This window comes from Maribacter sp. 4U21 (assembly GCF_002742365.1).
Taxonomy (GTDB): Bacteria; Bacteroidota; Bacteroidia; order Flavobacteriales; family Flavobacteriaceae; genus Maribacter.
The window spans coordinates 1-5,410 of sequence record NZ_MDGN01000082.1 but is presented as its reverse complement, the minus strand read 5'-3'; the positions used below and the strand labels follow the sequence as shown (position 1 = coordinate 5,410).

1 protein-coding gene and 2 pseudogenes are annotated in these 5,410 nt (G+C 46.0%); 2 read left to right on the top strand and 1 reads right to left on the bottom strand.

Annotated features, from left to right (window positions below):
* Positions 1–3,483, top strand: a 3,483-nt coding sequence (locus tag BFP77_RS16775) for a Calx-beta domain-containing protein (RefSeq protein WP_180272386.1), incomplete at its 5' end; no start/stop codon positions are given.
* Between the two features lie 140 nt (positions 3,484–3,623).
* Here BFP77_RS16775 and BFP77_RS16770 read toward each other — a convergent pair.
* A pseudogene (locus tag BFP77_RS16770) lies at positions 3,624–4,610 on the bottom strand (IS3 family transposase).
* 301 nt (positions 4,611–4,911) lie between these two features.
* Here BFP77_RS16770 and BFP77_RS16765 point away from each other — a divergent pair.
* Positions 4,912–5,410: pseudogene (locus BFP77_RS16765) on the top strand (IS1595 family transposase); the annotation flags it as partial.

Genomic DNA, 5,410 nt, shown 5'->3' with positions numbered 1-5,410 from the left:
GTTAGCGACTTTACGGTAAACGAAGATGCCGGTACTGCTGAATTTGTAATCTCTTATACAGGGAATACTGTTCAAGATGCCTTCAACGTCAACTTCAACGTGACCGACAATACCGCCATCAGCCCGGATGACTATAACGTCGCCAATACCGATGCCTTCGTGACCTTCCCTGTCGGAACGCTCTCAGGGGATACACAACTGGTGACCATAAACATCGTGGACGATATGCTTATCGAAGCAACGGAAACTTTAGATATAACACTCGCGTTTGATGCTACGCCTCCAGTTGGTATCAACATGCTTGACGATGCTGCCGTGGGTACCATTACCGACAACGATGCCAACGGTCCTACCGAAGGTATTGCCGTTAGCGACTTTACGGTAAACGAAGATGCCGGTACTGCTGAATTTGTAATCTCTTATACCGGTAACACCGTACAGGACACATTCAACGTCAACTTCAACGTGACCGACAATACCGCCATCAGCCCGGATGACTATAACGTCGCCAATACCGATGCCTTCGTGACCTTCCCTGCCGGAACGCTCTCAGGGGTTACACAACTGGTGACCATAAACATCGTGGACGATATGCTTATCGAAGCTACCGAGACATTGGACATCGCACTCGCCTTCGATGCCGTTCCACCAGCAGGAATCAACATGCTCGACGATGCTGCCGTGGGTACCATTACCGACAACGATGCGAACGGTCCTACCGAAGGGGTCGCAGTGGCCGACTTTACGGTAAACGAAGATGCCGGTACTGCTGAATTTGTAATCTCTTACACCGGTAACACCGTACAGGACACATTCAACGTCAACTTCAATGTAACTGACAATACCGCCATCAGCCCGGATGACTATACCGTCGCCAATACCGATACCTTCGTGACCTTCCCTGCCGGAACGCTCTCAGGGGATACACAACTGGTGACCATAAACATCGTGGACGACATGCTCATCGAGGCTACCGAGACATTGGACATCGCACTTACATTCGATGCCGTTCCACCAGCAGGAATCAACATGCTTGACGATGCTGCCGTGGGTACCATTACCGACAACGATGCGAACGGTCCTACCGAAGGTATTGCCGTTAGTGACTTTACGGTAAACGAAGATGCCGGTACTGCTGAATTTGTAATCTCTTACACTGGTAACACCGTACGGGATGCCTTCAACGTTAACTTCAACGTGACCGACAATACGGCTATCAACCCTGATGACTATACCGTCGCCAATACCGATACCTTCGTAACATTCCCGGCTGGAACAGCTTCTGGGTCATTTCTTGTAGTGACTATCAACATCGTGGACGATATGCTCATCGAGGCCAACGAGACATTGGACATCGCACTTGCTTTCGATGCTACGCCTCCAGCTGGTATCAACATGCTTGACGGCAACGGTGTGGGCACCATCACCGACAATGATGCCAACGGTCCTACCGAAGGTATTGCCGTTAGCGACTTTACGGTAAACGAAGATGCCGGTACTGAGACATTGGACATCGCACTCGCCTTCGATGCCGTTCCACCAGCAGGAATCAACATGCTCGATGATGCTGCCGTGGGTACCATTACCGACAACGATGCGAACGGTCCTACCGAAGGTATTGCCGTTAGCGACTTTACGGTAAACGAAGATGCCGGTACTGCTGAATTTGTAATCTCTTATACAGGGAATACTGTTCAAGATGCCTTCAACGTCAACTTCAATGTAACTGATAATACCGCCATCAACCCGGATGACTATAATGTAGTAGCTGTAAGTGGAGCTTTGGTATTCCCAGCAGGTACAGTGGATGGTGATGCGCAGACAATTACGGTGAGCATCATAGATGATGAGCTAAACGAAATGGCTGAGACCCTGGATATCACACTTGCGTTTGATGTTCCTGCACCAGCAGGCATCAATATGCTTGACGATGCTGCCGTAGGGACAATTACTGACAATGATGCCAACGGTCCTACCGAAGGTATTGCCGTTAGCGACTTTACGGTAAACGAAGATGCCGGTACTGCTGAATTTGTAATCTCTTACACCGGTAACACCGTACAGGACACATTCAACGTCAACTTCAATGTAACTGACAATACCGCCATCAGCCCGGATGACTATACCGTCGCCAATACCGATACCTTCGTGACCTTCCCTGCCGGAACGCTCTCAGGGGATACACAACTGGTGACCATAAACATCGTGGACGATATGCTCATCGAGGCTACCGAGACATTGGACATCGCACTCGCCTTCGATGCCGTTCCACCAGCAGGAATCAACATGCTCGACGATGCTGCCGTGGGTACCATTACCGATAACGATGCCAACGGTCCTACCGAAGGTATTGTTGTTAGCGACTTTACGGTAAACGAAGATGCCGGTACTGCTGAATTTGTAATCTCTTATACAGGGAATACTGTTCAAGATGCCTTCAACGTCAACTTCAACGTGACCGACAATACGGCTATTAATCCTGATGATTATACAGTAGCCAATACCGATGCCTTCGTGACCTTCCCTGCCGGAACGCTCTCAGGGGATACACAACTGGTGACCATAAACATCGTGGACGACATGCTCATCGAGGCTACCGAGACATTGGACATCGCACTCGCCTTCGATGCCGTTCCACCAGCAGGAATCAACATGCTTGACGGAGAAGGTATTGGAACCATCTTAGATAATGACATTAGTGCAAGTCCGTATGAAGAAGAAGTAATCATTATTTGTGGTGATGAACTACCTGAGGTGCCCGAACTGACCTTTATGGGCGGTTGTGGTGACTATGATGTTGTATTCAATGAGGAAACAGAATTCTCTGACGACACTGACGATTATATGGTTATCCGTACCTGGGTAGTTACCGATTCTTGTGGAAACACAGAATCTTTCCAACAGATAGTCTTTGTAATGCAACCTCAACTGCAAGAGGTATTTATTGACATTTGTGTGGAAGATGATCCAATTAATCTGATTGATTACTTACCAGAAGGATTTGATATCAATGGTACCTTTGAAACTGAACTGGACGATGTCTACTTGAACAATACCACTTTCGTTCCTTATGGACTTGAAATTGGGGAATATAAAATTATGTATTCTTCCACTGGTGGTACCTGTAAATATTATGTAGACTTTTATATCACGACCAATAAAGACTGCGTGCCTTGTAATCGAGATGAAATCAAAGTGTCTAAAACCGTAACCGTCAATGGCGATGGTGTCAATGATTATTTTGAAATCAAAGGTGTGGAGTACTGCGAATTTACTTATGACGTTATGATATTTAACCGATGGGGTGATAAGGTATATGAAGGTAAAGATTACAAGAATGATTGGGGTGGAATTGCCCCAAGCAATTCAGTTGGTAATTCAGGCCTTGTACCTACAGGAACCTATTACTACATCATATCAATCAATGGCAGTGAACAACCTTTAGAACCAATTAATGGATATATCTATGTGGGTACGAAATAAGATTATGAATTTAGCCTATAAGAACATAATTCCTAAAGTAGTTTTGTTATTTTTCAAAAAATGATGAAGCTTCATTTTTGAAAATTCGTATCACAACATATTGATTGGTTTACCCAATATGCATTGACCTCCTCCCATATTTAGGTGCCGGTCATAACTAGAGAATCCGGGCTGTTTTCATTAATTCCGATGAACTCGTTGGGGGACATGTCCCCCAACGAGTTGTGCGGTCTAAAGCCATTATAGTCCTCCCTCCAAATATCGAACTTTTCCTGTGCATCTTCCAAAGAAAAGAACCAATTGGCGTTCAAACATTCGTCCCTGAACGAACCGTTGAAGCTTTCGATAAATGGGTTGTCCGTTGGTTTTCCCGGTCTTGAGAAGTCTAGCTCCACCTCGTTCTCGTATGCCCATTTGTCCAATATTTTACTGATGAACTCGCTCCCGTTATCCACTTTGATACGTTCGGGGAGTACTCCGTTCCCAAAAGTAATGGTTTCCATGACCTGTACCACATCGCTTCCTTTGAGCGAACTTCCCGCATGTATGCAAAGACACTTGCGACTAAAGTTATCCACTACAGTTAAGGCCCTGAACCGTCTGCCGTTATAAAGCTGGTCACATACAAAATCCATACTCCAGCATTCGTTCGGACCAGAGGCATTCCCTTCGGTAGGTTGTCTATGTGCGGCGGAACGGAGCTATCTCGTTCATCCGCATGCGAAGCAGTTCATCGCTACGCCCTTTGGCCTTGTAATAAAATACGCTCTTATGCAGCAATATAAGCTTGCAGCAACGTTGAACGGAGATGTTGTACTCCATCCTGATGGTATCGACCATCCCACGTTTTCGGGACGGTCTCAGAACTTTTTTTTCAGCACGTCCTGCAAAATCTGTTCGTCAAGGCTTAGGTCGGCCACCAGTTTCTTCAACTGTGAATTCTCTTCCTCGAGGTTCTTCAACCTACGTAGTTCAGAGACACCAAGCCCTCCGTATTTCTTCTTCCAATTGTAAAAAGTGGCCTCACTGATACCCATCTTACGGCACACCTCTTGGATACGCGTACCGGTCTCTACCTGTTTGATCGCAAAGACGATCTGCGATTCAGAATACTTTGATCGTTTCATAAGCAAATACTTGTTTAAAGTTAAACATTTATTCGCCCGGAATTCTCTAGTTTTAAAACGTCCGGTTTAAAGGGAGGAGGTCAACCTTTTAAACCAAAAAGTTTAAAATTATAATATTCTATTTTGTTAAAACTTTCTAAGCCGATATAGTATTCGTTCAATTCTTTAAATTTAGAAAAACCTGATTAGAAGTGATATACAGTTTTACTGAATTATTTCTTTTCACAATCGATGTAAGATTACATTTATAAAGGTCAGTAGATAAATTCATACTTTTGAATTCAATAAATATAGGGTTTATATGGATATTTTCAAGGGTCAAAACCTTCTAGAGTTCTCCGATCGCTTCAAAACGGATCTGGACTGCAAGGAGTATCTCGCCGGGATCAAATGGAAAGAGGGTTTCAAATGCGTCAAATGTAACCATGTCGCAGCGCAGGTAAGAAAAGACTTTTCGAGGACGTGCAACATCTGCGGCCATACCGATTCGGCCACTGCCAACACGCTTTTCCATAAGGTCAAGTTCGGTCCTCGAAAGGCCTTTTTCATCTGTTTCGAGATGTCGACCAGTACAAAGAGCCTGTCGGCCAGTTACATGGGCGTGCGCTACGGTGTCACCGAAAAGACCGCCCGCCTGTTCATGCTCAAGGTAAGGGAGGCCATGGCGTCCAGCGGGAACCACCCGATGGACGGCACGGTGCACGTCGACGAGTTCGTGCTCGGCGGGGTCGAAAAGGGAAAGATAGGGCGCAGCTACGATGCCAAGAAAAAGAAGGCGGTCACGGCCGTGCAGCTTACCC